The 24,617-nt window shown below is 75.7% G+C and carries 25 protein-coding genes; 7 read left to right on the top strand and 18 right to left on the bottom strand.

Features of this window, described 5'->3' with window-relative positions; all coding sequences use genetic code 11:
- Positions 1-79: 79 nt before the first annotated feature.
- From I4I82_RS06385 to I4I82_RS34875, 10 genes are all read right to left on the bottom strand, one after another.
- Complete coding sequence (locus I4I82_RS06385) at positions 80-955, bottom strand: ABC transporter permease (protein WP_218591935.1); 876 nt, start codon at positions 953-955, stop codon at positions 80-82.
- On the bottom strand, positions 939-1,724 hold the full coding sequence (locus I4I82_RS06380; protein WP_218591934.1) for an ABC transporter ATP-binding protein: 786 nt from the start codon (positions 1,722-1,724) through the stop codon (positions 939-941). The genes I4I82_RS06385 and I4I82_RS06380 overlap by 17 nt, the downstream gene beginning before the upstream one ends.
- An 11-nt stretch (positions 1,725-1,735) precedes the next feature.
- Positions 1,736-2,800 carry an ABC transporter substrate-binding protein gene (locus I4I82_RS06375; RefSeq protein WP_218591933.1) on the bottom strand — a complete coding sequence of 355 codons (1,065 nt, stop codon included), beginning with the start codon at positions 2,798-2,800 and terminating at the stop codon, positions 1,736-1,738.
- A 108-nt stretch (positions 2,801-2,908) separates the two neighbouring features.
- Entirely contained in the window at positions 2,909-3,037 is a 129-nt protein-coding gene (locus tag I4I82_RS34380) for a hypothetical protein (RefSeq protein WP_267460576.1), read from the bottom strand.
- A gap of 367 nt (positions 3,038-3,404) precedes the next feature.
- Complete coding sequence (locus I4I82_RS06370) at positions 3,405-4,667, bottom strand: sulfate adenylyltransferase subunit 1 (RefSeq protein ID WP_218595459.1); 1,263 nt, start codon at positions 4,665-4,667, stop codon at positions 3,405-3,407.
- On the bottom strand, positions 4,667-5,569 hold the full coding sequence (gene cysD, locus I4I82_RS06365; RefSeq protein WP_218593887.1) for a sulfate adenylyltransferase subunit CysD: 903 nt from the start codon (positions 5,567-5,569) through the stop codon (positions 4,667-4,669). Before cysD ends, I4I82_RS06370 begins: the two co-directional genes overlap by 1 nt.
- Positions 5,566-6,270, bottom strand: a complete 705-nt coding sequence (locus I4I82_RS06360) for a phosphoadenylyl-sulfate reductase (RefSeq protein ID WP_218593886.1) — start codon at positions 6,268-6,270, stop codon at positions 5,566-5,568. The genes cysD and I4I82_RS06360 overlap by 4 nt, the downstream gene beginning before the upstream one ends.
- Entirely contained in the window at positions 6,267-6,428 is a 162-nt protein-coding gene (locus tag I4I82_RS06355; RefSeq protein WP_218593885.1) for an Insertion element protein, read from the bottom strand. Before I4I82_RS06355 ends, I4I82_RS06360 begins: the two co-directional genes overlap by 4 nt.
- Positions 6,425-8,101, bottom strand: coding sequence for a nitrite/sulfite reductase (locus I4I82_RS06350; protein WP_218593884.1), 1,677 nt, complete (start codon positions 8,099-8,101; stop codon positions 6,425-6,427). Before I4I82_RS06350 ends, I4I82_RS06355 begins: the two co-directional genes overlap by 4 nt.
- Before the next feature lie 64 nt (positions 8,102-8,165).
- Positions 8,166-8,264 carry a putative leader peptide gene (locus I4I82_RS34875; RefSeq protein WP_372451518.1) on the bottom strand — a complete coding sequence of 33 codons (99 nt, stop codon included), beginning with the start codon at positions 8,262-8,264 and terminating at the stop codon, positions 8,166-8,168.
- Between the two features lie 99 nt (positions 8,265-8,363).
- Here I4I82_RS34875 and hemW point away from each other — a divergent pair, with 99 nt between their 5' ends.
- A complete protein-coding gene (gene hemW / locus I4I82_RS06345) occupies positions 8,364-9,506 on the top strand; it encodes a radical SAM family heme chaperone HemW (protein WP_226369906.1) in 1,143 nt (380 codons plus the stop codon).
- Between the two features lie 133 nt (positions 9,507-9,639).
- Positions 9,640-10,413, top strand: a complete 774-nt coding sequence (locus I4I82_RS06340; RefSeq protein ID WP_218595457.1) for an esterase/lipase family protein — start codon at positions 9,640-9,642, stop codon at positions 10,411-10,413.
- On the opposite strand, the gene I4I82_RS06335 is transcribed toward I4I82_RS06340, so the two are convergent.
- From I4I82_RS06335 to I4I82_RS06310, 6 genes are read right to left on the bottom strand one after another with little or no spacing between them, the layout of a single operon-like run.
- A complete protein-coding gene (locus tag I4I82_RS06335; protein ID WP_218595456.1) occupies positions 10,403-11,233 on the bottom strand; it encodes an ABC transporter permease in 831 nt (276 codons plus the stop codon). The genes I4I82_RS06340 and I4I82_RS06335 overlap by 11 nt on opposite strands.
- Entirely contained in the window at positions 11,230-12,210 is a 981-nt protein-coding gene (locus I4I82_RS06330) for an ABC transporter ATP-binding protein (protein WP_218595455.1), read from the bottom strand. The genes I4I82_RS06335 and I4I82_RS06330 overlap by 4 nt, the downstream gene beginning before the upstream one ends.
- Before the next feature lie 13 nt (positions 12,211-12,223).
- Positions 12,224-13,339 (bottom strand): sigma-E factor regulatory protein RseB domain-containing protein, encoded by a 1,116-nt coding sequence (locus I4I82_RS06325; protein WP_218595454.1) that lies wholly within the window; start codon positions 13,337-13,339, stop codon positions 12,224-12,226.
- Between the two features lie 47 nt (positions 13,340-13,386).
- Positions 13,387-13,827, bottom strand: a complete 441-nt coding sequence (locus I4I82_RS06320) for a type II toxin-antitoxin system VapC family toxin (RefSeq protein WP_218595453.1) — start codon at positions 13,825-13,827, stop codon at positions 13,387-13,389.
- Positions 13,824-14,069, bottom strand: a complete 246-nt coding sequence (locus tag I4I82_RS06315; protein ID WP_218593476.1) for a ribbon-helix-helix protein, CopG family — start codon at positions 14,067-14,069, stop codon at positions 13,824-13,826. Before I4I82_RS06315 ends, I4I82_RS06320 begins: the two co-directional genes overlap by 4 nt.
- A gap of 4 nt (positions 14,070-14,073) precedes the next feature.
- Positions 14,074-14,649: a hypothetical protein gene (locus I4I82_RS06310; RefSeq protein WP_218595452.1), complete on the bottom strand. Its 576-nt coding sequence runs from the start codon at positions 14,647-14,649 to the stop codon at positions 14,074-14,076.
- A gap of 47 nt (positions 14,650-14,696) precedes the next feature.
- Here I4I82_RS06310 and hrcA point away from each other — a divergent pair, with 47 nt between their 5' ends.
- From hrcA to I4I82_RS06285, 5 genes are all read left to right on the top strand, one after another.
- Entirely contained in the window at positions 14,697-15,716 is a 1,020-nt protein-coding gene (gene hrcA, locus I4I82_RS06305; RefSeq protein ID WP_218593478.1) for a heat-inducible transcriptional repressor HrcA, read from the top strand.
- A gap of 51 nt (positions 15,717-15,767) precedes the next feature.
- On the top strand, positions 15,768-16,916 hold the full coding sequence (gene dnaJ, locus I4I82_RS06300) for a molecular chaperone DnaJ (RefSeq protein WP_218593481.1): 1,149 nt from the start codon (positions 15,768-15,770) through the stop codon (positions 16,914-16,916).
- A gap of 5 nt (positions 16,917-16,921) precedes the next feature.
- The gene (locus I4I82_RS06295; RefSeq protein ID WP_218595451.1) at positions 16,922-17,674 is read left to right on the top strand and encodes a 16S rRNA (uracil(1498)-N(3))-methyltransferase; all 753 of its coding nucleotides are present in this window, start codon (positions 16,922-16,924) and stop codon (positions 17,672-17,674) included.
- Between the two features lie 271 nt (positions 17,675-17,945).
- Positions 17,946-18,815 (top strand): alpha/beta hydrolase family protein, encoded by an 870-nt coding sequence (locus tag I4I82_RS06290; protein WP_226369905.1) that lies wholly within the window; start codon positions 17,946-17,948, stop codon positions 18,813-18,815.
- A gap of 133 nt (positions 18,816-18,948) precedes the next feature.
- Positions 18,949-19,482, top strand: a complete 534-nt coding sequence (locus tag I4I82_RS06285; protein WP_218595449.1) for an isochorismatase family protein — start codon at positions 18,949-18,951, stop codon at positions 19,480-19,482.
- On the opposite strand, the gene I4I82_RS06280 is transcribed toward I4I82_RS06285, so the two are convergent.
- Entirely contained in the window at positions 19,475-20,749 is a 1,275-nt protein-coding gene (locus I4I82_RS06280; RefSeq protein ID WP_218595448.1) for a M1 family metallopeptidase, read from the bottom strand. The genes I4I82_RS06285 and I4I82_RS06280 overlap by 8 nt on opposite strands.
- 1 nt (position 20,750) lies before the next feature.
- A complete protein-coding gene (locus I4I82_RS06275) occupies positions 20,751-24,566 on the bottom strand; it encodes a Pls/PosA family non-ribosomal peptide synthetase (protein WP_226369904.1) in 3,816 nt (1,271 codons plus the stop codon).
- Positions 24,567-24,617: the final 51 nt, after the last annotated feature.

The following is a 24,617-nucleotide window of genomic DNA, read 5'->3' as shown; positions in this document are numbered from 1 at the left end:
CGACTCGCGGAACTCCCGCGAGTCGGGGTCTCGTTGCGCGTGAGTCGGGGTGGTGCTCAGCCCAGTTGCGGAGCGGGCCTCACAGCGCGAGCCCCCGCGCCTGCAGCACCCGCCTCTCCAGCGGCTTGAACACCAGCAGCTCGATGCCGACGCCGACCAGCAGGATGAGCACGATCGCCGAGATCACCCCGGCGATGTTGTTCACGTCGCTGCCCTGCTTGAGGTAGGCGCCCAGGCCCACGCCGAGCTGCGGGGACGTCGCGATGATCTCCGCGGCCATCAGCGAGCGCCAGGCGAACGCCCAGCCCTGCTTGCAGCCCGAGATGTAGCCGGGCAGCGCGGCGGGCAGCAGGATCAGGCGAGCCGAGGCCAGGCGCCCCGCACCCATGACGTCGCCGACGCGGCCCAGGATCGGCGGCACCTGGTCGATGCCCGAGACCAGGCCGTTGGCGATCGAGGGCACCGAGCCCAGCAGGACGACGAAGTAGATGGTGGCGTCGGTGAGCCCGAACCACAGCACCGCGGCGGGCACCCACGCCACCGACGGCAGGCTCTGCATCCCCGACAGCAGCGGCCCGATCGCGCGGCGCACGAACGACACCTTCGCGACCAGCAGGCCCAGCGGGGTGGCGATCACGACCGCCACGAGGAAGCCGACGATCGCACGGCCGACGGAGGTCCAGGTGATCGACCAGATCGAGCCGTCGACGACGATCTCGGCGAACTGCTCGGCCACGGCGATCGGGGCGGGGAGCTTGAACTCCGGCCAGATCGCCGACGCCCAGAGCGCCTGCCACGCCACGATGACGACGACGAGCGTGAGCAGCGGCGGCACCGACGACGACAGCAGCCGTCGCCACAGCGGCACCCGCTGCGAGGTCGGGGTGTCGAGTGCGTCGAGACCGGCGACGGCGGCGGCGTCGTCGCGGGTGAGGGCGTCAGGCGGCGCGGCCATGCGTCGAGATCACCTCCCGCAGGCGGTCGGTGATCTCCTCGGTGAGGACCTCGCGGTCGCCGGAGGTGAGGTCCCACTCCCCGACGACGGTGCCCGGGCGCGAGGACAGCAGCACGACGCGCTGGCCCAGCCGCACGGCCTCGCGGACGTCGTGGGTGACGAAGACGACCGCGGTGCCGGTGGCCTGCCAGACGCGGGTCAGCTCGCCCTGCAGGACGTCGCGGGTGATGGCGTCGAGCGCGGCGAACGGCTCGTCCATGAGCATGAGGCGGCTGCCGCGCTCGGCGTCGACCGTGGTGGCCGCGAGCGCGCGGGCCAGCGCCACGCGCTGGCGCATGCCGCCCGACAGCTCGTGCGGGCGCTTGCCGGCCTGGCCCTCGAGCCGCACCAGCTCCAGCAGCTCACCGGCCGTGCCCCGGCGCGCCGACCGGCCGACGCCGGCCAGGCGCAGCGGGAGCTCGACGTTGCGGGTGGCCGTGAGCCACGGCAGCAGCGCGGGCTCCTGGAACATGACCGCCGGGCGGTCGGTGGCGACCTCCACGGTGCCGCGGGTGGGCTCGTCGAGCCCGGCCAGCATGCTGAGCAGGGTGGTCTTGCCGCAGCCCGACGCCCCGAGCAGGCACACGAACTCGCCCGGCTCGACCCGCAGGTCGACGCCGTTCAGCGCGGTGACGGCGCCCACGCCGGAGCCGAAGACCTTGGAGACCCCGGTGAGCTGGGCCGCGGGCCGGGCCGGGGCCTGCACGGTGCGATCGAGAGTGGCGGTCATGGGATCAGTCCTCAGGGTGAGTCGAGTCCGGCGGAGTCGACGGCCGGTTGCCCGGCCGCCTCGAGTTCGGCGTTGAGCGGGCCCGCGTCGACGAACCCGGCCAGGTCGACGAGGTCGTCGGCGATGCCGGCGTCGACGCTGTCCTGGGCGAGCTGCGGGAAGGTGGGGGCCAGGGGGTCGGTCGAAAGGGTCAGCTCGGTGAAGGCGCGGGCGATGACCGGGTCGGCGAGGCGGTTGCCCGTCAGCTGCTGGATGCCGTCGTTGACGATCGTGGCGGCGCGCGCCGGGTCGGCGTTCGCGAGCTCGGTGGCGGCGATGTGGCCGCGCAGCAGCGCCCGCACCGTGTCGGGGTAGCGGTTGACGAAGTCGGTGGACACGAGCAGCACGGTGGTCGGGAAGCGCCCGCCGTCCCACAGCTCGCGCTCGTCGAGCAGCACGCTCGCGCCGGCGTCGAGCACCAGGCGGGAGCTCCACGGCTCGGGCAGCCATGCGGCCTGCACGCTGCCCTGGCGGAAGGCGTCGAGGGTGCGGGGGTTCTCCAGGTTGGCGATCTGCACCTGGTCGGGCGCGTCGCCGACGGTCAGGCCCTGGTCCTTCAGCCAGACCTTGAGCGCGATGTCCTGCGTGTTGCCCAGCTGCGGCGTGGCGATCGTGGTGCCGCGCAGCTGCTCGGGCGAGGTGACGCCGGGGCGGACGACGAGCTGCGCGCCGCCGTCCGTGGCGCCCGCGACGAGCCGCACGGCCGTGCCGTCGGACCGGGCGAAGGCGTTGATCGCCGGGCCGGAGCCGATGTAGGTGGCGTCGATCGAACCGCCGAACAGTGCGTTGACGGCGTCGCCGCCCGCGTTGAAGGTCTGGGCGGTGAGCGTGGTGTCACCGATCTCGGCGGTGAACAGGCCCTCCTGCACCCCGATGATCGCGGCGGCGTGGGTGACGTTGGGGAAGTAGCCCAGCCGCAGCTCGGCGGCGGTGCCGCCGGCCGCGGGCGCGTCGGGGGCGCGTTCGGCGCGGGAGCAGCCGGCGAGGGCCAGCGCGGCGGTGACGGCGAGGACCAGGGTGGTCCGGAGGCGGGACATCGGGGGTGGTCCTTCGGTTCGGTGGGCGCGGTCGGCCGACGTCGTCGGCGCGCGCCGGAGCGAGCGGGTGCGGGCACGAGGGGGCCGCGCAGCGGGTGAACGGAAGGGTCAGCGACAGAACTCGTCGAACGCGTGGCCGCGGCGGGACGGCCAGAAGCGCTCGAGGTCCGCCGCGAGGCGGTGCGCCGGGGCCGCGGGTACGCCGGAAGGCGTCGCGCTGGTCTCCGTCGGCGTCACCGCTCCATCGTGAGCCGCGCGGCGGCGGGGTTCAAGGAGTCATCCGGCATGCAGGACGGCGGCGTGAATGTCCGGTCAAAGATCGCCGACCCGGGTGGCGGGCCGCTGACCTGCGACGAGGCGCAGTGCGCCCGTCGAGCAGCGCGCAGCACTGGGCCGAACGGGGCAGCGCTGCCCGGCGAGGTGCCCGGACGTGACAGGAGACACGGTCCGGGGCGGCTCGGTTGGGGCGGCCCGCCCGGGCGGCTCGCACACAGGCCGCGGGGCCCGCACACAGGGCCGGACCTGTGTGCGAGCCCCGGGAGGTGTGTGCGAGCCGGCGGTGGCGGGGTGCCGGAGCCGGCGGGGGGGGGGGGCGTGCCGTGCCTCAGGCCTGCAGGCGAAGCGGGTCGCCCACCAGGCCCGCGGCGAGGGTGTTGCCGGTGGGCGGGTCGATGAGCAGGAAGCCGCCGGTGGCGCGGATGTCGGCGTAGTCGTCGACGGGCAGGGCGTCGGCGGTGCGCAGGGAGACGCGCGCGATGTCGTTGGCGGCCAGCTGCTCCGGGGCGTCCACGTAGGACACGGTGTCGGTGTCGAGCCGGTCGCCCAGCGCGCCCACGATCACCTGCGTCGTGCGGGTGCCGTGCTTGAGCAGCAGCCGCGCGCCGGGGCGCAGGGGCTTGTCCGAGAGCCAGCAGAGCGTGGCGTCGAGCTCGTTCGTGACGCGCGGGGGAGCCGCGGCGGTGGCGAGGACGTCGCCGCGGGAGAGGTCGATGTCGTCGGCCAGCCGGACCGTGACGCTGCGGCCCGCGCCGGCGGCGTCGAGCGGGCCGTCGGCGGTGTCGACGCCCGCGACCGTGGTGGTGGCCCCGCCGGGCAGCACGACGACGGCGTCGCCGGGCCGGACCGTGCCGGACGCGACCTGGCCCGCGTAGCCGCGGTAGTCGCTCGCGTGCTCGCGGATCACGTACTGCACCGGCATCCGGAACGGCGAGTCCGCCTCGGGCGGGGTGACCGGCACGGACTCCAGGTGCCCGAGCAGCGTCGGGCCGGTGTACCAGGGTGTGCGCTCGGAGCGGTCGACCACGTTGTCGCCGACGAGCGCCGACACCGGGATCGTGACGACGGCGTCGTCGGCGAAGCCCAGCGAGCGGGCGAGGCCGGCGAAGTCCTTGCCGATCGCCTCGAGAGCGGCCTGGTCGTAGCCGATGAGGTCGATCTTGTTGATGGCCAGCACGAGCCGCGGGACCTGCAGCAGCGCGAGCACGGCCGCGTGCCGGCGCGTCTGCTCGACCACGCCGTACCGGGCGTCGACCAGCAGGACCGCGAGCTCCGCGGTGGACGCGCCGGTGACGGTGTTGCGGGTGTACTGCACGTGGCCCGGGGTGTCGGCGAGCACGAACTCACGCGTCGGCGTGGAGAAGTAGCGGTAGGCGACGTCGATGGTGATGCCCTGCTCGCGCTCGGCGCGCAGGCCGTCGACGAGCAGCGACAGGTCGGGCGTGGACAGGCCCTTGTCGACCGACGCGCGCTGCACGGCCTCGATCTGGTCGGCCAGCACCGACTTGGTGTCGTAGAGCAGCCGCCCGACCAGCGTGGACTTGCCGTCGTCGACGGAGCCCGCCGTGGCGAATCGGAGAAGATCCTTCATCAGAAGTAGCCCTCGCGCTTCCGGTCTTCCATGGCGGCCTCGGAGAGCCGGTCGTCGGCGCGGGTGGCCCCGCGCTCGGTGAGCCGCGAGGCCGTGACCTCGGCGATGATCTCGTCGAGCGTGGTGGCGGTGGACTCGACGGCGCCGGTGCACGAGCCGTCGCCCACCGTCCGGTAGCGGACGGTGCGCTCCTCGAGCGCCTCGCCGCCGCGCGGGCCGCCCCACGGGCCCTCGGCCAGCCACATGCCGTCGCGGCGGAACACCTCGCGCCGGTGTGAGTAGTAGATCGACGGGAGCTCGATGTCCTCGCGCTGGATGTAGCGCCAGACGTCGAGCTCGGTCCAGTTGCTGATCGGGAACACGCGGACGTGCTCACCGGGGGCGTGCCGGCCGTTGTAGAGGTTCCACAGCTCGGGGCGCTGGCTGCGGGGGTCCCAGCGGCCGAAGCCGTCGCGCAGGGACATGATCCGCTCCTTGGCGCGGGCGCGCTCCTCGTCGCGGCGCCCGCCGCCGAAGACCGCGTCGTAGCGCTTCTCGACGATGGAGTCGAGCAGCGGCACGGTCTGCAGCGGGTTGCGGGTGCCGTCGGGGCGCTCGGTGAGGCGCCCGTCGTCGATCCAGTCCTGGACGTGCGCCACCTCCAGCCGCAGGCCCAGCCGCTCGACGATCGCATCGCGGAACGCGATGACCTCGGCGTAGTTGTGCCCGGTGTCGACGTGCAGCAGCGGGAACGGCACGGGCGCGGGCGCGAAGGCCTTGACGGCCAGGTGCACCAGCAGCGTGGAGTCCTTGCCGCCGGAGAACAGGATCACCGGGCGGTCGAACTCGCCCGCGACCTCGCGGAAGATGTGGATCGCCTCGGACTCCAGCGCCTCGAGGGCGTCCATCACGGGAACCGTCATGCCGGGTGCAACCCACATTCGATCTTGGCGGTACCGGCCCACCGGCCGGATCGGGGGTCGGCGCCGGGCGCCGGCTTCGCGGTGCAGGGGGCGCAGCCGATGCTCGGGTAGCCCTCGGCGACCAGCGGGTTGACCAGGATCCCGTGCGCCGCGATGTAGGCGTCCATGTCCTCGTCGCTCCAGGCCGCGATCGGGTTGATCTTCACCAGCCCGAACTTCTCGTCGAACTGGATGAGCGGCGTGCCCGCGCGGGTCGGCGCCTCGACGCGGCGGACGCCGGTGACCCAGGCGTCGTAGCCGGCGAGGGTGTCCTGCAGGGGCTCGACCTTGCGCATCGCGCAGCAGGCGCCCGGGTCGCGGGCGAACAGGTCCCTGCCGAACTCGGCGTCCTGCTGGGCGACCGAGCGCCGGGCCTGCGCGTTGACGATCGAGACGTCGTAGACGTGCTCCACGGCGTCGCGGGTGCCGATGGTCTCGGCGAAGTGGTAACCGGTCTCGAGGAACAGGACCTCGACGCCGGGGGAGGCCTTCGACGCGAGGTCGACCAGCACGGCGTCCTGCATGTTCGACGCGACGATCAGCCGGCTGCCGAACGTGCGCGCCGCCCAGTCCAGCAGCTGCTGCGCGGTGGCGTCCGGGCCCAGCTCGGCGGCACCGCGCTCGGCGGTGGCGCGCAGGTCCGGCTCGGTGGCGACACTCATGAGGGAACTCCGATCCCGATCATCTTCAGCGTGAACGTGCGCAGGCACGAGCCGCAGTACCAGGCCCCGTGCGCGGCCCTGTCATCCGGGAGAACAGCGGGGCGCAGGTCCTCGTCGGAGCAGTACGGGCAGTAGAACGGGACCGCCCGCTCACTCACTTCAGGTCGTCCTCGTCGGCCCGCAGCACCCACTGGGCGAAGCGCTCGCCGTCGGTGCGCTGCTCGGCGAACCGCCGCACCACGCGGTCGACGTAGTCGCCGAGCTCCGCGCTGGTGACCTTGAGGCCGCGCAGCTTGCGCCCGAAGCCCGAGTCGAGCCCGAGCCCGCCGCCCAGGTGCACCTGGAAGCCCTCGACCTGGTCGCCCGCGGCGTCGGTGACGATCTGGCCCTTGAGCCCGATGTCGGCGACCTGCGTGCGGGCGCAGGAGTTGGGGCAGCCGTTGAGGTGGATGGAGATCGGGTGCTCCGGCACGACGTCGGCCAGGCGCTTCTCCAGCTCCTCGACCAGCCGGATCGCCCGCTCCTTGGTCTCGACGATCGCGAGCTTGCAGAACTCGATGCCCGTGCACGCCATCGTGGCGCGGCGCCACGGCGACGGGTCGGCCTGCAGGCCCAGCGTGTTGAGCCGGGCGACCAGCGCGTCGACCTTCCGGTCGGCGACGTCGAGCACGACGATCTTCTGCTGCGCGGTGAGCCGGACGCGGCCCGAGCCGGCCTTCTCGACGGCGTCGGCGAGTGCGACGAGCGTGGTGCCCGAGACGCGTCCGGAGGCGGGGGCGACGCCGACGTAGTTGCGGCCGTCGACCTGCTTGTGGACGCCGACGTGGTCGATCGGGTGCTCGGGCGTGGCGGGCGCCGGGCCGTCGACCATCTTGCGGCCCAGGTACTCGTCCTCCAGCACGCGGCGGAACTCCTCCACGCCCCAGTCGGCGACGAGGAACTTGATGCGCGCGCGGTGGCGCAGGCGGCGGTAGCCGTAGTCGCGGAAGACCCCGATGATCCCGGCCCACACGTCGGGGACCTCGTCGAGCGGTACCCACGCGCCCAGGCGCTGCGCGATCTTCGGGTTGGTCGACAGGCCGCCGCCGACCCACACGTCGAAGCCGGGGCCGTGTTCGGGGTGCACCGAGCCGATGAACGACACGTCGTTGATCTCGTGGGCGACGTCCTGCTGCCACGAGATCGCCGTCTTGAACTTGCGCGGCAGGTTCGAGTACTCGGGGTTGCCGACGTAGCGCTCGACGATCGCGTCGATGGCCGGCTGCGGGTCGAGCACCTCGTCGGCGCTGACGCTCGCGACCGGGGAGCCCAGCACGACGCGCGGGGTGTCGCCGCAGGCCTCGGTGGTGACCATGCCCAGGCCCTCGAGCTTCGTCCAGATCGCGGGCATGTCGACGACGTCGATCCAGTGGTACTGGATGTTCTGCCGGTCGGTGACGTCGGCGGTGTCGCGGGCGTAGGTCTGGCTGATCTCGCCGAGCGCGCGCAGCTGCTCGGTCGTCAGCGCGCCGCCGTCGAGCCGGACGCGGAGCATGAAGTAGCGGTCGTCGAGCTCCTCGGGCTCCAGCGCCGCCGTGCGGCCGCCGTCGATCCCGGGCTTGCGCTGGGTGTAGAGCCCCCACCAGCGCATCCGACCACGGAGGTCGGCCGGGTCGATCGAGTCGAAGCCGCCCTTGGCGTACACGTTCTCGATGCGCGCGCGGACGTTGAGCCCGTCGTCGTCCTTCTTCGTGCGCTCGTTCGGGTTCAGCGGCTCGCGGTGGCCGAGCTTCCACTGCCCCTCGCCGCGCTTGCGCTTGGCGGGGACACGGGTGGGTGTGGTGGGCGGCAAAGCAGTGCCTCCGATGGCGGTGGTGCGCCGAGGGGTGTGCGAGAGGGGACGCGGGGAGAGCGCGTCAGCGACAGATCGCGCTGCTCACGCGGCTGAGATCCACGTGGCGCCGGGCGACGAGGCGCAGGCCCAACGCCGCAGCCCCGGGGAGCGGGGCGGGCATGGGCGCGGTCACGTGCTCAGAGTGCCACTTGTCCGGGCAGCGATCCATCGGCGCCCGCATGCTGGGAGGGGATTCACACCGGTGGCACACTCGGGAAGCGTGCCGCCTCCGTTCGGGATCTACGTCCACGTGCCGTTCTGCGCGGCCCGCTGCGGCTACTGCGACTTCAACACCTACACCGCCTCCGAGCTCGACGGCTCCGGCGCGTCGGTCGGCGGGTGGCTCGACGCCGTGCGCCGCGAGCTCGACCTCGCCGCCGCGACCGTCGGGGAGCGGGCGGTCGACACCGTCTTCGTCGGGGGCGGCACGCCGTCGCTGATCGGGGCGGAGCGCCTGGGCGCCGTGCTCGACGCCGTCCGGTCGACGTTCGGGCTCGCTCCGGGTGCCGAGGTCACGACCGAGTCGAACCCCGAGTCGACCTCGCCGGAGTTCTTCGCCGGTCTCGTCGACGCCGGGTTCACGCGGGTGTCGCTGGGCATGCAGTCGGCCGCGCCGCACGTGCTGCGGGTGCTCGACCGCCGCCACACGCCGGGCCGGGCCGTCGCCGCGGCGCGGGAGGCCCGGGCGGCGGGGCTCGGGCACGTCAACCTCGACCTCATCTACGCCACCCCGGGCGAGACCGACGACGACCTGCGCGCCTCGCTCGACGCCGTCCTCGACGCCGGGGTGGACCACGTCTCGGCGTACGCGCTCATCGTCGAGGACGGCACGGCGCTGGCCCGGCGCGTGGCCCGCGGCGAGCTGCCCGCCCCCGACGACGACGTCGCCGCCGCGCGCTACGAGCTGATCGACGACCGGCTGTCCGCGGCCGGCCTGGGCTGGTACGAGGTGTCGAACTGGGCGTCGTCACCCGACGCCGAGTGCCGGCACAACCTCGGCTACTGGCTCGACGGCGACTGGTGGGGCCTGGGCCCGGGTGCGCACTCACACCTCGCCGGGGCGCGCTGGTGGAACGTGAAGCACCCGGCGCGCTACGCCGCGGCGGTGGCGGCCGGGTCGGCGGAGGCCGGGCGCGAGGAGCTGACGGAGTCCGAGCGGCACACCGAGCGCGTGATGCTGCGGCTGCGGCTGCGCTCGGGCCTGCCCCTGGACCTGCTCGACGACCCCGGCCGCGCCGCCGCCGCGCAGGCCGTGGCCGACGGGCTGCTGGAGGTCGAGGACGGGGTGGCCGTGCTCACCCGCCGCGGCCGCCTGCTGGCCGACGGGGTCGTGCACGCCCTGCTGGCCGCGGCCCCGGTGTGAGCGGGCCGCACGCAGAGCCCGACACGCTCGCCACGACACCCCGACTCGCGGGGGACTCCCCACCGCGCGAGTTCGCCTTCCCGCCGCGCGAGTTCGCCGTCGGTGCTCGGGGTCGTGGCCGCTCGGGTCCGGTGTGAGTCCGCGGCGGCGGGTGCTGGTGCTGGTCGTCCTCGCGGCCGTGCTGGTGGGGGCGGTGCTGGTGGGGGTGCGGGTGTGGCCGTCGCCGTCCGTCGACCCGGCGTCGCGCCCGCCCCAGGACGTGCCGGGGCCGGTGCTGCTCGTGCCCGGGTACGGCGGCGACTCCGCCGCCCTCGGGGCGCTCGCCGCCCGGCTCACCGCGAGCGGGCGGGAGGTGCGGGTGCTCGCGCTGCCGGGCGAGGGCACCGGCGACCTCTCCGCGCAGGTCCGCGTCCTCGACGACACCGCCGACGCCGAGCTGTCGGCGGGCGCGCCGTCGGTCGACGTCGTCGGCTACTCGGCGGGCGGGGTCGTCACCGGACTGTGGCTCGCCCGCGACGACGGCCCGGCGAAGGCCCGGCGCGTGGTGACGCTGGGCTCGCCGCTGCAGGGCACCTCGCTGGCGGGGGCGGGCGCCGCCGCGCTGCCCGACGCCTGCCCGCCCGCCTGCCGCCAGGTCGCCCCGGGCAGCGCCGAGATCGCCGAGCTGGACGCGGCGCGGGTCGGGACGCTCGTGCCGTGGCTGTCGGTCCGCACCGCCGACGACGACGTGGTCACGCCGGTCGACACCGCGGTCCTCGACGGCGCGACGAACGTGCTGGTCCAGGACGTGTGCCCGGGTGCGGTCGTGGCGCACGGGCAGCTCCCGTCGGCCCCGGCCGTCGCCGATCTGGTCCTCGGCGCCCTCGGTGCCGGCCCGGTCGCGGTGGGGACGTGCGTCAGCTCGTGACGTCCTTCGTCGCGAAGTTCGCCCAGGCCGCCCCGAACGCGACGGCCACGTACGTGAGCTGCACGCCGGCGCCCTCGCGGACGGCCGACCAGGCGATCGGGTCGCGGTAGAGGTCGATCCAGGCCAGCCAGTGGGTCGTGGGCAGGTAGCGCTCGACCGCGTCGGCGGCCTCCAGCGGCAGCAGCGCCGCGCTCGTCACGACGACGGCGAGGACGCCGAGCGCGGCGGCCAGCGGGGAGTCGGTGAGCGTCGAGAAGAACAGCCCGATCGCGCCGATCGCGAGCATGCACAGCGCGAGGTAGCCGACGGTGAACAGCGTGCGCTCGGCGAGCTGCGCCGGGGTCAGGACCGTGCCCGACAGCGACGTCACCGCGCCCGCGCCGCCCGCCGCCGCGTCCGGGCCGAAGCCGAACGCCGCCACCCCGACGACGTACGCCGTGATCGTCACGAACAGCACCGCGAGCAGCACGAACGCCGCGGTCGACACGAGCTTCGCGAGCAGCAGCCGCAGCCGCCCGACAGGGCGGACCAGCAGGTAGCGCAGCATCCCCGCGTTGGCCTCACCGGCCACGGCGTCGCCCGAGACGACCGCGACCGTGATCGGCAGGAACACCGGCAGCACGATCGCCAGCGCAGCGGCCGGGAACAGCTGCCCGTTGCTCACGACGGACGACAGGAACGCCCCGCCCTGGCCGGGGGCGGGCGCGATGCCGGTGCCCGCGAGCAGCGCCGCGATCAGGGCGGGCAGCGCGCAGAGCAGGCCCCAGCACAGCCACACCCGCCGCCTGCGCAGCATCAGCCGCAGCTCGACGCCGATCACCGCACGCCCCCGGTCATCGCGCTCGCGATCCGGTCGGACCCGGAGCCGGTCAGCTCCAGCACCACCTGCTCCAGGCTGCGGCGCTGCTCGGCCAGCCCGGCCACCGCCACCCCGGCCGCGACGAGCCGCGCGTTGACCGCGGCGGGGTCGGCGGCGCGGACGGTGAGCGCGTCGCCGCTGCGCGCGGTGACCGCGTCGCCGAGCACCGCGGCCGCGCGGGCCGGGTCGGGCGTGCGCACCGTGACCAGGCCGGTGGGCGTCCGCAGCGCGGCGAGGTCCTCGGCGAGCACCAGGCGTCCGGCGTCCATCACCCCGACCCGCGTGCACAGCGCCTCGACCTCGCTGAGCAGGTGGCTCGAGAGCACCACCGTCGTGCCGCCCTCGTTCAGCGCCGTGAGCAGGGTGCGCATCTCGCCGATGCCGCGGGGGTCGAGGCCGTTGGTCGGCTCGTCGAGCAGCAGCAGCGCGGGGGCGCGCAGCAGGGCGGCGGCGATGCCCAGGCGCTGGCGCATGCCCAGGGAGTAGGCGCGGACGGGGCGGCGGTCGACCCCGCCGAGGCCGACGCGCTCCAGGGCGTCGTCGACGCGGGTCCGGCGGTCGCGGCGGCGCCCGCCGGGGCCGGCGGCGTCGAGCAGGCGGAGGTTGGCCCGGCCCGACAGGTGCGACCAGGACGCCGGGTTCTCCACCAGCGCGCCGACCCGCGGCAGCACCGTGGCGGCGTGGCGCGGCATCGCCGAGCCCAGCAGCTCGACCGACCCCGCGGTGGGGTGCACGAGCCCCAGCAGCATCCGCACGAGCGTCGTCTTGCCCGAGCCGTTGGGGCCGAGCAGGCCGAAGCGGACGCCCGCCGGGACGTGCAGGTCCACCCCGTCGACGGCGGTGACGCGGCCGTAGCGCTTGGTCAGGCCGGTGGTGCGGATCGCGGTGTCGCCCTCGCGGCGCCCGGCGGTGCGGGGCGAGGAGTCGGTGAGGGTCATGGCTGGTGCACGGTCAGGTCCGCCTCCGGTCGGGGAGCTCGAGCAGGGCCTGCTCGAGCTGGTCGGCGGCGACGGTGCCGACGAGCAGTGTCCCGCGCCGGCCGCGGGCCAGCACGGCGAGCGTGAGCAGCGGGGTGGCGAGGACGACCGCGCGGCCGCGCCCGGCGTCGACGCCCGCGCCCCCGGCCAGCGCCGCCCCGTCGACGGCACGGTCGGCGATCTCGCGGCTGACCGGGAACAGCGCGAACCCGGCCGGCCCGGTGCCGTAGAGGCCGACGCCGGGCAGCTCCGAGCCCGGGGTCGCGGTGAGCGGCACGAGGGCGCGGCCGGCGAGGGTCGCCGGCGGGTCCGGGGCGTCGAGCCGGCGCAGCGCGCCCGCGATCTGCCCGGCGTCGGCGCGCACGAACCCGGCTCCGGGCGGCACCTGCGGCAGCAGGTCGGCTTCGTCGGGCGCGCGGTCGTCGACCTCGGAGAACGCCGTGGCCAGCAGCGGCTCCTCGGGCGCCGAGCGCGGCGCGACCTCCACCCGCAGCGGCAGGCCCGTCGCGTCGTCGGCCCAGACGTCGATGCGCCCGATCGTCGTGGCCGGGTCGGTCGGCACGAGCCGCAGCCCGGCCGCGGTCCGCCCGGCGACCCGACGGGCGGGGAGCGTCTCCACCGGGTCGCCGGGCGCGAGGCGCAGCAGGCGCCGCGCCAGCTCCGGCGGCAGCAGGTCGGCGGCGCGGGGCAGGCGCAGCGGTGCGGCGCCGGTGATCACGGTGAGCTGGTCGGCGTCGGAGTTCCAGCCGTACTCGCGGCCGTCGAGGCGGTAGGTGCCGCGCTCGCCGACCGGGGTCAGCTCGTCGACGCGGAACCGCTCCGGCGACGCCACGAACGCCCGGATCCGGGTCGTCCCGGTGAGCAGGGCGACGGCCGACTCCAGCTGCGGCAGCGGCGGCAGCCCGAGCCGCGCGGTGCTCTCGGCGACGCCGACGTACGGGCCGGTGGCGGCCAGCACGCGCTCGCGCAGGGCGTCGGCGGGCAGGTCGGCGACGGGCCCGGCCGGGCGCGGCAGCGCGTCGACGCCCACGAGGGCGAGCGCCCCGGCGCCGACCAGCAGCCAGCGCCGGGAGAAGCGGGGGGCGGCCACGTGGTCCCACGATGCCACCGCGGCGTGAGGACCGCGTGGCCTCCGGGTCAGGTCGCGCCGGTCGGGACGAGCCCCGAGACGCCCGCCTCGTCCGGGACGACGTGCCGGATGTCGGTGAGGTCGGCGAAGGCGGCGTCGGCGGACACCACCGTCGTGGCACCCGCCGCGACGGCCGAGGCGGCGAGCACCGCGTCGAAGGACCCGAGACGGGGGTACCGGCGGAAGATGCGCAGTCCGGCTCGGAACGCGTCCTCGTCGACGGTGATCAGCGGTGCGAGGAGGTCCGAGAACGCCTCGGCCAGGTCGGCGGCGTCGTCACGGTCGCGGCGCCGGGCGCGGACGTGCGCGAACTCCTGGAGGACCTCGGGAGTGGTCGTCGCGACGACCACCCCGCTCGCGACCGCGTCGAGCAGTCGGGCGCACGGACCGCGGAAGCGGTGCTCGGTACCGACGGAGTACACGAGCACGGTGGTGTCGAGCACGATCACGCGTGCCGGCCCCGGAGCTCGTCGAGCTCGGCGCGGAGGTCCTCGGGCCGCCCGACGTCCATCGGAACGGCCTCCCGGACCCGGCGCATCGCCGCCGACCGCCGTGCCGGCACCGACGGCAGTCCGCGGTCGATCGCATCGCGCACGACGGCGGCGACCGAGACACCGCGCGCCTTCGCGAGCGAGGAGATGCGCTGGTAGCGCTCCTCGTCGAGGAGGATCTGCAAGCGGTGATCCAACATGCACCTACAGTAGCATGTGTAGGTAGGCGGCGCCGCGGGGCGAGAGGCGGTAACCCACCTCCAGGCTCTCGGTGAGTCCCAGCTCCTTGAGCTTGCGGACGTCGCGCTTGAACGACGTGGTCTCGCGGCCGAGCCGGGCGGCGAGGTCGGGGGCGCGGACGCCGGGGTGCTCGGCGATCAGGCGCAGGACGGCGCCGGTCCAGGGCGCGGTGCGGTCCATCCGGGCCAGGCGGGCGTCGAGGGCGGCGCGGTCGTCGTCGGAGAGCTCGGCGGACTCGCGCAGCGCGATCCGCGGGTCGGGCCCGGCCGGGCGCAGGACGACGCGGAACAGCGCGCCGTCGCGCCGGGAGTTCGCCGCGCGCAGGGCGTCGAGGGAGTCGTGGCCGGAGCGGCGGGCGTCCTCGGCCGTGAGATCGGACTCCTCCACCACGTCGACGGCGACCACCTCCAGCAGCCCGACGGCCGTGCGCAGGTGCGTCCCGGGGCGCACGCGGGCGTGTGACCAGCGGCGGAAGGCCAGGTCGACGCTCCCCGCCGCGATGGCGTCGAGCACCGGTCGACGGATGAGCACGGGGTCCATCCCACATCTAGACTGGTGGCGACGCCAGTACCCCGGGGAGGTGCCGCATGAACGCCGACGAGCGGCGGTTCGCCGTGCTCCGCGCCATCGTCGCCGACTACGTCTCCACGCAGGAGCCGGTCGGTTCGAAGATGATCGTGGAGCGCCACAACCTGGGGGTCTCCAGCGCCACCGTGCGCAACGACATGGCCGTGCTGGAGGAGGACGGGCTCATCGCCCAGCCCCACACCAGCGCCGGCCGGGTGCCCACCGACAAGGGCTACCGGATGTTCGTCGACCGGTTGACGCAGGTGAAGCCGCTGAGCGCGGCCGAGCGCCGGGCCGTCACCGCGTTCCTCGACGGCGCCGTCGACCTCGACGACGTCATGCGCCGCAGCGTCCGGCTGCTCGCGCAGCTCACCCGCCAGGTCGCCGTCGTGCAGTACCCGACGCTGACGCGTTCGACGGTGCGCCACTGCGAGGTCGTCGCGCTCACCCCGGCCCGGCTGATGCTGGTGCTGATCACCGACTCCGGCCGCGTCGACCAGCGGGTCGTCGACCTGGGGCAGGTCCTCACCGACGACGACGTGGCGCGCATCCGCGCGCTGCTGGGGGCCTCGCTCACCGGGCGTCCGCTGGCCGCGGCGTCCGTCGCCGTCGCCGACCTGCCCGGCACCGCGCCCGCCGAGCTCCGCGACGTCGTCACCACGATCGCCACCGTGCTGATAGAGACGCTCGTCGAGCACCCCGAGGAGCGGCTGGTGCTCGGCGGCACCGGCAACCTCACCCGCAACGTCGCCGACTTCCCCGGCTCCCTGCGCACGGTGCTGGAGGCGCTGGAGGAGCAGGTCGTCGTGCTCAAGCTGCTGGCCGCGGCGCAGGACCCGGGCACCGTCACCGTCCGGATCGGCGAGGAGAACGAGGCCGAGGAGATGCGCGACACGTCCGTGCTGTCGATCGGCTACGGCACGGGCACCGTGTTGGGTGGGATGGGCGTCGTCGGCCCCACGCGGATGGACTACCCGGGCAGCATCGCGGCGGTGCATGCCGTCGCCCGGTACGTGGGTGAGATCCTGGCGGGACGCTAGTACCACTTTCCACACGCACGACTATCGAGAAGGACCATGGGGAACACGCACGTGGCACGGGACTACTACGGGATTCTGGGTGTCTCGAGCGACGCCGGAGCAGACGAGATCAAGCGCGCCTACCGCAAGCTGGCGCGCGAGCTGCACCCCGACGTCAACCCCGACCCGGGGGCGCAGGAGCGCTTCGCGGAGGTCGGCGCGGCGTACGAGGTGCTGTCGGACCCCGAGAAGCGGCGCGTCGTCGACCTCGGCGGCGACCCGCTCGGCAACGGCGGCGGGGGAGGGGGCGCCGGTGACTTCGGCGCCTTCGGCTTCGGCGACATCATGGACGCGTTCTTCGGCGGGCAGGGCGGCGGCCGCGGGCGCGGCCCGCGCAGCCGCGTGCAGCCCGGCGCCGACGCGCTGATCCGGATGCAGCTGACGCTCGAGGAGTGCGCCGTCGGCGTCACGCGCGACCTGGCCGTGGACACCGCCGTGCTGTGCACCGAGTGCACCGGCTCGGGCTGCGCGCCCGGCAGCGCGCCCACGATGTGCGACATCTGCGCGGGCCGCGGCGAGGTCCAGAGCGTGCAGCGCTCGTTCCTCGGCCAGGTCGTCACCTCGCGCGTGTGCCCCAACTGCCGCGGTTTCGGTGAGGTCATCCCCGACCCCTGCCACCAGTGCGGGGGCGACGGGCGGGTGCGCTCGCGGCGCACCGTCGGCGTCCGCATCCCCGCGGGCGTGGCCGACGGCATGCGCGTGCGGCTGGCCGGGCAGGGCGAGGTCGGCTCGGGCGGCGGCCCGGCGGGCGACCTGTACGTCGAGGTCGAGGAGGACCCGCACGAGCTCTTCACCCGTGACGGCGCCGACCTGCACTGCACCGTGAAGCTGCCGATGACCGCGGCGGCGCTGGGCACCAACCTGCCGCTGCCCACCCTCGACGGCACGCAGGAGATCACCATCGAGCCCGGCACGCAGACCGGCGCCGTGCGCACGCTGCGCGGCAAGGGCATGCCGCGGCTGCGCTCCACCGGCCGCGTCGACGGGCACGGCGACCTGATGGTGCACGTCGAGGTCGTCACGCCCACCAAGCTCGACCGCGAGCAGACCGAGCTCCTGCGCCGCCTGGCCGTCCTCCGCGAGGAGGAGCAGCCCGGCGTCGGGTCGGGTCGCAACGGCCACGGCCTGTTCGGGCGGCTGCGCGACTCGTTCGGCCGCTGACGGGCGTGGGCACCGCCCCGCTGTTCCTCGTCGACGCCCTGCCCGCCGGCCCGGCCGCCGTGCTCGACGGCGCCGAGGGCCGCCACGCCGCCACCGTCCGGCGGATCCGGGCGGGGGAGGTCGTGCAGCTGGGCGACGGGGTCGGCGGCACGGCGCTCGCCGTCGTCGAGTCGGTCGGGCGCGACCGCGTCGACCTGCGCGTCACCGAGCGCGCCACCGTCGCGCCGCCCGCGCCGCGGGTGCTGCTCGCGCAGGCGCTGGTCAAGGGCGACCGCGGCGAGCTGGCCGTCGAGCTGGCGACCGAGGCGGGCGTCGACGGGGTGCTGCCCTGGCGCGCGGCGCGCTGCGTCGCGCGGTGGGAGGACGGCCCGCGCGGGGACAAGGCCCTGGCCCGCTGGCGCAGCACCGCGCGCGAGGCGGGCAAGCAGGCGCGGCGGCCGTGGCTGCCCGTCGTGGAGGAACCGGTGACGACGGCCGCGCTCGCCCGCCGCGTCGGGTCGGTCGCCGGGGCGCTCGTGCTGCACGAGTCGGCCACCGCGCCGCTGTCGTCGGTCGCGCTGCCCGCGGGCGGCGACCTGCTGCTCGTCGTCGGCCCGGAGGGCGGTGTCACCGACGAGGAGCTCGACGCGCTCGTGGCGGCCGGCGCGCACCCGGTGCGTCTCGGTGCCGAGGTGCTGCGGGCCAGTACCGCCGCCGCCGTCGCACTCGGGGCCCTCGGTGTCCTGACCGGACGATGGACCCCTCTCCACACGGGCTGACCCGGATGGTGGACGCGGCCGCGCCATGCGGTGTTCCCGGTGGTGGGGCTGGGTGCGGCGGGGGTCGGGGGTCTATCGTTCGCGCGTCCCGGCCGCAGCGCGAGGCCGGTCCGCAGACGCGGGTGCTCGCACCCGTGGGCCGCCGGGGAGTCCCCCCTCGTCCGGCGGAGCCGCGCCGCGGTGGGTGTCCCCCCACGTCCACCGCGGCGCGGCGACCGGGTCGCGTGAACTCCGCGCCGCCGGTCCGCGAACGCCTGCCATGATCGGACCCGTGTCCCGCCGCAGCGTGCTCTCCCGCCTCGCGCTCGCCCTGCCCGTCGGCCTGTTCGCCGCGTGCTCGACCGGCCCCGGCTCCTCGGGCGGCCCCTCCGGCGGCACGGCCGACCCGGTGCGCCTGGACTACGGGCCCGACGCGAGCCAGTTCGGCGAGCTGACCTTGCCGGCAGGCGACGGCCCGGTGCCCGTCGTGATGGTCGTGCACGGGGGGTTCTGGCGGAGCTCCTACGGCCTGGAGCTGGGCCGCCCGCTGGCCGTCGACCTCGCGGGCAGCGGGGTGGCGGCGTGGAACGTCGAGTACCGCCGGGTCGGCGGCGGGGGCGGGTGGACGGCCACCTTCGACGACGTCGCCGCCGCGGTCGACCGGCTGGCCGACATCGCCGCGTCCGAGGCGGGGGCCCGGCTCGACCTCGACCGCGTCGTCGCCCTCGGGCACTCCGCGGGCGGGCACCTCGCCGCCTGGCTCGCCGCCCGCCCCGGCCTCCCGGCCGGTGCGCCCGGTGCGGACCCCCGGGTGCGCCTGCGCGGGGCCGTCAGCCAGGCCGGGGTGCTCGACCTCGTCGACGCGGCCGAGCGGGCCGTCGGCGCGTCGGCGGTGCCGGACCTGATGGGGGGGTCGCCCGCCGAGCTCGCCGACCGCTACGCCCTGGGGTCGCCGGTGGCGCGGGTGCCGATCGGGGTGCCGGTGGTGTGCGTCCACGGCACGGCCGACGCGAACGTGCCGATCCGCCAGAGCGAGCGGTTCACGGCGGCCTCGGGCGACGAGCTCGTGACGCTGCCCGGCGTCGACCACTTCGCGGTGATCGACCCCTCGACCGACGCGTGGCGCGCCTGCCGCGACGCGGCGGTGCGGCTGCTGGACTGACGCCCCCGTGAGCGGCAACCGTGGCTCTGGCCACGATCGCCACTCACGACCTCGGCGCCACCCCTCGTGAGTGGCGATCGTGGCTCCGGCCACGGTTGCCACTCACGGGGGGTTCGGGCTCTACGGTGGCCCGATGCTGCTCACCGCCGAGTCGTCGACGCTGCTGCTGGTGGACCTGCAGGAGCGCCTCATACCCGTCATCCACGACGGCCCGTCCGTCGTGGCCAACGCCCGGCGCCTCGCCGAGGGGGCGGGCCTGCTGGACGTGCCGGTCTGCGCCACCGAGCAGAACCCCGCCGGACTCGGGCCCACGGTGCCCGAGGTCGCGGCGTTCCCGCAGCTCGTGATGGCCAAGACGGCGTTCGGGGCCGTCGCCGAGGCCGGGTTCGCGACGCTCCTGCCGCCGGGCACGGAGGAGGTCGTCGTCGCCGGGTGCGAGGCGCACGTGTGCGTTCTGCAGACCGTGCTGGGGCTCCTCGCGAAGCGCCACCGGGTGCTGCTGGTGGCCGACGCGGTCGGCTCCCGCGACCCCCGCAACCGCGACCTCGCGATCGACCGCATGCAGCGCCACGGCGCCGAGGTGGTGAGCACCGAGATGGTGCTGTTCGAGTGGCTGCGCGACTCGCACCACCCGCGGTTCCGGGAGGTGCACAAGCTCATCAGGTGAGCGGCGGCAGCGGCTTCCGGTGCAGCCAGGCGTCGAACAGGCCGGAGAGGTCGGCGCCCGCGTGCTCCCCGGCCAGCGCGACGAACTGCTCCGTGGTCACCGAGCCGTGCCGGTACCGCACCGCCCAGTCGCGCAGCAGCGCGAAGAACACCGCGTCGCCGACGCGCCCGCGCAGGGCGTGCAGGGTGAGAGCGCCGCGCTTGTAGACGCGCTCGTCGAAGAGACCGCCGACGCCGGGGTCGGCCAGCACCAGGTCGGCGCGCCGGGGCGCGATCGCGGCGTGCCACTCGGCGGCGTGCGCGGCCGCGGACCGTCCGCCCGACGCCTCCGACCACAGCCACTCCGCGTACGTCGCGAACCCCTCGTTGAGCCAGATGTGGCGCCAGCCCGCGATCGTCAGGCTGTTGCCGAACCACTGGTGCGCGAGCTCGTGCAGCACCAGCCGCTCGTGGGTGCGGCGGCCGTCGACGTGGTTGGCGCCGAACACCGACATGCCCTGCGCCTCGATCGGCACGTCGAGGTCGTCGTCGGCGACGACGACGTGGTGCTCGCCGAAGGGGTACGGGCCGAACCAGCCGGTGAGCGTGCGCATCATCGCGGCGTGGCGGCCGAGGTCACGGGTGGCGGCGCGGCGCAGGCGCGGCGGCACGAACGCCGTCTGCCCCGGCCCCAGCGGCAGCTCCTCGTAGCGGCCGATCTGCACGCCCGCGAGGTAGGTCGAGGTCGGCTCGGGGCGCTCGAACACCCAGGTCCGGGTGCCCGCGGAGCGGCGCCGGCCGGTCAGTACGCCGGTGGCGCGCACGGTGTAGGGCGCCTCGGCGGTGACCGTCATGCGGTACGCGGCCTTGTCGCCGACGTGGTCGTTGCACGGGAACCACGACGGCGCGCCGACGGGCTGGCTCGCGACCAGCGCGCCGTCGGTCAGCTCGTCCCAGCCGATGTCGCCCCAGCGCCCCCGCACCGGCCGCGGGTTGCCGCCGTAGCGGATCTCGACGACGAACCCCCCACTCACCGGACGCGCCGGGGTGACGCGGAGCTTCCCGCCGCGGTGGGCGAACCGGGCGTCGCGGCCGTCGACGACGACCTTGCGGACCGTCAGCCCGGCGAGGTCGAGGGCGAACCGGGCCAGCGGCGCGTCGCACTCCGCGGTGAGGACGGCGCGGGCGGTGAGCCGGTTGGCGCCGACGCGGTAGTCGAGCTCCAGGTCGTAGTGCCGCACGCGCAGGTCGGAGGTGCCGTGCCCGGGGAGGTAGGGATCAGAGCCCACCTCAGGACCAGGACGTGATCGGGTTGCCCCGCCACCGGGTGCCCGCGGGCACCTCGTCGCCGCGGGTGACGAGCGAGCCGGGACCGACGGTCGTGCCGGCGCCGATGCCCGCGCCCGGCAGCACGATGCCGTGCGGGCCGAGCGTGGCGCCGCCCGCGAGCCGGACCGGGGACATGCTCATGATCCGATCATGGAACAGGTGCGTCTGCACGACGCACCCGCGGTTGACGGTGGCGCCGTCCCCGATCGCGACGAGGTCGGACTCCGGCAGCCAGTACGTCTCCACCCACGCCCCCCGCCCGATGGACGCGCCCATCGCGCGCAGCCACGCCGACAGCACCGGCGTGCCGGTGGCCGGACCGATCAGCCACGGCACGGCCAGGACCTCGACGAACGTGTCGGCGAGCTCGTCGCGCCACACGAACGCGCTCCACAGCGGGTGCTCGACGGCGCGGAACCGGCCGACCAGCACCCACTTCGCCAGCACCGCGACCGACGCGGCCAGCACGCCCGCGAGCAGCACGAACGGCCCGGCCAGCGCCGCCGCGACGAGGACGCCCGCGGCCTTCCACACGGTCAGCACCGCGGCCAGGACGAGGACGGCGAGCGTCGCGGACAGCACGACCGGCACCACCCGGCACAGCTCGACGAGCGCACGGGCCAGGCGCAGCCGCCGGGGCGGGTGGAACGTGCGGGCGGTGTCGGCGCCGCCCGCGGAGCGCTGCAGCGGCATCGGGGGCAGGCCCAGGTAGGAGGAGCCCTTCTTGGCCTTGCGCGGGGTCGCCGACAGCACGCCGACCAGCCCGCGGTTGGGCACCGAGCGCCCCGGCGCCGTCATCCCGGAGTTGCCGAGGAACGCCTGCTTCCCGATCCGGCTCGGCGCGACGTGCAACCACCCGCTGCGCAGCTCGTAGGTGCCGACGAGGGTGTCGTCGGCGAGGAACGCACCGTCGGCGACGGTCGTCATGCGGGGCAGCGCGACGACCGTCGAGATCTCGACGTCGCGCCCGACGGTCGCGCCGAGCGCGCGCAGCCAGTGCGGCGTCAGCGAGCTCGCGTAGAGCGGGAACAGGCCGGTGCGGGCCATGCCCATCAGCCGCTCGGTGGTCCAGACCTGCCAGCCGGTGCGGCCGTGGACGGGGTGGTACCCCGCCGCCATGCCGACGCCGAGCAGCCGCACGGCCACCAGCACGAGCAGGGCGTACGCGACGAGGTAGGCGAGCGCGGCGACGGGCACGGCGAACAGCGACCCGGTGCCGACGACGAGCGCGAGCCCGGGCAGCGCGGCCGCGGCGGGCAGCAGCCCGAGTGCGGCCGAGGTCAGCGCGTAGACCGCGACCCAGGTCCGCGACCGCGGGGCCGGCTCGGCGGGCCACTCCAAGCGCGAGCGGCCGGTGCGGGCGGCGGGGGAGCCGGCGACGCGCTGCCCGGCGGGCACCGCGCCCTCGACCGTCGACCCGGCGACGACCTCCGCGCCCTTGCCGATCCGCGTGCCCGGCAGCAGCGTGCTGCGCGCACCGACGCGGGCGCCCGCGCCGATCCGGATGCGCCCGACGTGCACGAGGTCGCCGTCGACCCAGTGCCCGGACAGGTCCACCTCGGGCTCCACCGACGCGCCGCGGCCCAGCTTGAGCAGGCCGGTGACGGGCGGCGGGGCGTGCAGGTGGACGTCGGCGCCGACCCGGGCGCCCAGCAGGCGCGCGTAGCGCAGCGTCCAGGACGCACCGGCCACGCCGGTGGCCCCGGAACGCTCGGCGAGCCGCTCGGCCGCCCAGATCCGCAGGTGCACCGACCCGGCGCGCGGGTAGGTGCCGGGCCCGACGCCGCGCAGCAGCAGCCGGGCGCCGCCCGCCGCCACGGCGACCCGCCCGGCCGGGCTGAACAGCACGAGCCAGGCCAGGGCGAGCGCCCACCACGAGACGGTGACCCACGCCCCCGGCACGACGGGCGCGGCGGCGGTCGACACCGCTCCCGCGACGGCCGTCCAGCGCAGCCCGACCAGCAGCAGCACCGGCAGCGACAGCAGCGCCTGCAGGAACCCGGTGCGCGCGGGCACCGGGGCGACCTCGCGGACCGTGGCCTCCGCGCCGCGCAGCGCGTCGACGTGGGCGGCGAGCGCACCCAGGCGCGGATGGCGGTAGAGGTCGTCGACGGCGACCTGCGGGTGCCGCGTCCGGATCCGCGCGACGAGCTGCGCCGCGGTGAGGCTGCCTCCGCCGAGGGAGAAGAAGTCGGCCGACGGGCCGGACACGCCGGCGCCGAGGATCTCCGCGAAGCCCTCCGCGAGCCAGGCCTCGGTCGGCGTCAGTCCGTCGGCGGAGGCGCCGGCGACGGCCAGCGGCCAGGGCAGCGCGTCGCGGTCGACCTTGCCCGAGGTGCGGGTCGGCAGCTCGTCGACGACGGCGAGCAGCGGCACCAGCGCGGCCGGCAGGCGCTCGCGCAGGGCGGCCGCCGCGGAGTCGTGGTCGAGGTCGGCCGCCGCCACGTACCCGACGAGGACCTGGTTGCCCGCCGCCGTGCGGCGCACCGCCGCCGCGGCTCCGCGGACGCCGGGCAGCGCGGCCAGCGCGGCGTCGACCTCGCCCAGCTCGATGCGCCGCCCGCCCAGCTTGACCTGCTCGTCGGCACGGCCCAGGAAGACCAGGCCCTCGGGCTCGGCGCGCACGACGTCGCCGCTGCGGTAGGCGCGGTCCCAGCCCAGCGCGGGGGCGGGCGCGAACTTCTCGGCGTCCTTGGCCGGGTCGAGGTAGCGGGCCAGCCCGACGCCGCCGATCACGAGCTCGCCGGTGCCGCCCATCGCCACCGGCTCGCCCGCCGCGTCGACGACGGCGAGCTCCCAGCCGTCCAGCGGCAGCCCGATCCGCACCGGCGCGTCGGCGTGCAGCGGCGCCGCGCAGGCGACGACGGTCGCCTCGGTGGGGCCGTAGGTGTTCCAGACCTCGCGCCCCTCGACGGCGACGCGCGCGGCCAGCTCCGGCGGGCAGGCCTCGCCGCCGAAGATCAGCAGTCGGACCTCCTCCAGCGCGTCGGCGGGCCACAGCGCGGCGAGCGTCGGCACGGTGGAGACGACGGTGATGCGCTGCGCGCGCAGCCACGGCCCGAGGTCGACGCCGGTGCGCACCAGCGCGCGCGGCGCCGGCACCAGGCAGGCGCCGTGGCGCCAGGCCAGCCACATCTCCTCGCAGGAGGCGTCGAAGGCGACCGAGAGCCCGGCCAGGACGCGGTCGCCGGTCCCGATCGGCTCGTCGCCGTGCTTCTCGCCGCCCAGGAACAGCCGCGCCTCCGCGTCGACGAAGGCGGCCGCGGACCGGTGCGTGACCGCGACGCCCTTCGGCGTGCCGGTGGAGCCGGAGGTGAAGATGACCCAGGCGTCGTCGTCGGGCCCGGGGCGCCCGGGACGCCCGGTGGGTGCGCCGACGACGTCGAGGCCGGCGTCGGTCAGCACCGCGCACACCGCGGCCTCGCCGAACACGAGCGCGGCGCGCTCCTCGGGGTCGTCGGCGTCGACCGGCACGTACGCCGCGCCCGCCGCGAGCACCGCGAGGACGGCGACGTAGAGCCCGGCGGTGCCCGACGAGCGGCGCACGCCGACGCGGTCGCCCACGCCGATCCCGGCCGCGGCCAGCTCCGCGCGCAGGGCGTCGACCTCCTGGGCCAGGCCGCGGTAGGTCAGCAGCGTCCCGGCGGCGTCGATCGCGGGCTCGTGCGGCACGAGGCCGGCGGTGGCCGCGAGGACGTCGAGGAGGGTGCGCCCGGGGGGCGTCGGACCCGCCGTGAAGCGGGCAGGGACGAGTGCGGGCGCGAACGCGAGGGTCACGGTGCCTTCCGGGGCGGGGGGCTGCGGAGCAGGCGGCGGTGGCACGCGGGG

The sequence above is a fragment of the Pseudonocardia oceani genome, from assembly GCF_019263585.2.
In the GTDB taxonomy this organism is placed as follows: domain Bacteria; phylum Actinomycetota; class Actinomycetes; order Mycobacteriales; family Pseudonocardiaceae; genus Pseudonocardia; species Pseudonocardia oceani.
The sequence above is the reverse complement of the archived record's forward strand: the minus strand, read 5'-3'. Positions and strand labels throughout refer to the sequence as shown.

Coding starts and splice junctions, on each gene's coding strand:
- I4I82_RS34875 (WP_372451518.1), bottom strand. CDS start 8,264: ATGCCCGCCCCGCTCCCCGGGGCTGCGGCGTTGGGCCTGCGCCTCGTC.
- I4I82_RS06310 (WP_218595452.1), bottom strand. CDS start 14,649: ATGGACCCCGTGCTCATCCGTCGACCGGTGCTCGACGCCATCGCGGCG.
- I4I82_RS06315 (WP_218593476.1), bottom strand. CDS start 14,069: ATGTTGGATCACCGCTTGCAGATCCTCCTCGACGAGGAGCGCTACCAG.
- I4I82_RS06285 (WP_218595449.1), top strand. CDS start 18,949: ATGCTGCTCACCGCCGAGTCGTCGACGCTGCTGCTGGTGGACCTGCAG.
- I4I82_RS06360 (WP_218593886.1), bottom strand. CDS start 6,270: ATGAGTGTCGCCACCGAGCCGGACCTGCGCGCCACCGCCGAGCGCGGT.
- I4I82_RS06370 (WP_218595459.1), bottom strand. CDS start 4,667: ATGAAGGATCTTCTCCGATTCGCCACGGCGGGCTCCGTCGACGACGGC.
- hrcA (WP_218593478.1), top strand. CDS start 14,697: ATGAACGCCGACGAGCGGCGGTTCGCCGTGCTCCGCGCCATCGTCGCC.
- I4I82_RS06330 (WP_218595455.1), bottom strand. CDS start 12,210: ATGACCCTCACCGACTCCTCGCCCCGCACCGCCGGGCGCCGCGAGGGC.
- cysD (WP_218593887.1), bottom strand. CDS start 5,569: ATGACGGTTCCCGTGATGGACGCCCTCGAGGCGCTGGAGTCCGAGGCG.
- I4I82_RS06380 (WP_218591934.1), bottom strand. CDS start 1,724: ATGACCGCCACTCTCGATCGCACCGTGCAGGCCCCGGCCCGGCCCGCG.
- I4I82_RS06375 (WP_218591933.1), bottom strand. CDS start 2,800: ATGTCCCGCCTCCGGACCACCCTGGTCCTCGCCGTCACCGCCGCGCTG.
- I4I82_RS06385 (WP_218591935.1), bottom strand. CDS start 955: ATGGCCGCGCCGCCTGACGCCCTCACCCGCGACGACGCCGCCGCCGTC.